A 619-nucleotide genomic window follows, 5' to 3' on the forward strand; every position below is an offset into this window, starting at 1 on the left:
GATCGAGATCAACGTCCTCCCCAACCGCCCCGATTGCATGGGCGTGCGCGGCATCGCGCTCGATCTGGTCGCCGCCGGGCTCGGCACCGCCAAGCCGCTCGCTTATGCGCCCGTCGAAGGCACAGGCGCGGGCCCCGACGTCCGCACCGACGATGCCGAAGGCTGCCCCGCTTTCTACGCGCAGAGCGTCACCGGCCTGGTCAACGGCACCGCGCCCGAATGGATGCGCCGCCGCCTGACCGCGATCGGCCAGCGGTCGATTTCCACGCTGGTCGACATCACCAATTACGTGATGTTCGATCTCGGCCGCCCCTTGCACGTCTATGATCGCGCCAAGCTGTCGGGCGGCCTCGTCGCGCGCAAGGCGGCGGGCGAGCAAGTGCTCGCGCTCAACGGCAAGACGTACACGCTCACCGAGACGATGACCGTCATCGCCGATGACGCGCACGTCCATGACATTGGCGGCATCATGGGCGGCGAGGATTCGGGCGTGACGCCCGAGACCACCGATATCGTGCTCGACTGCGCCTATTTCGATCCCGACGGCATTGCCCGCACCGGCCAGGCGCTGATGCTCACCTCCGACGCGCGTTCGCGCTTCGAGCGCGGCGTCGATCCG

1 protein-coding gene is annotated in these 619 nt (G+C 68.2%); it reads left to right on the forward strand.

Features of this window, described 5'->3' with window-relative positions; translation table 11 throughout:
• Positions 1–619 (forward strand): phenylalanine--tRNA ligase beta subunit-related protein (locus tag AACY08_RS27975; RefSeq protein WP_339472342.1); only part of this gene is annotated, 619 nt, incomplete at both ends.

It is taken from the genome of Pseudomonas sp. EL_65y_Pfl1_R83 (assembly GCF_963970695.1).
GTDB classification, from domain to species: domain Bacteria; phylum Pseudomonadota; class Gammaproteobacteria; order Pseudomonadales; family Pseudomonadaceae; genus Aquipseudomonas; species Aquipseudomonas tritici.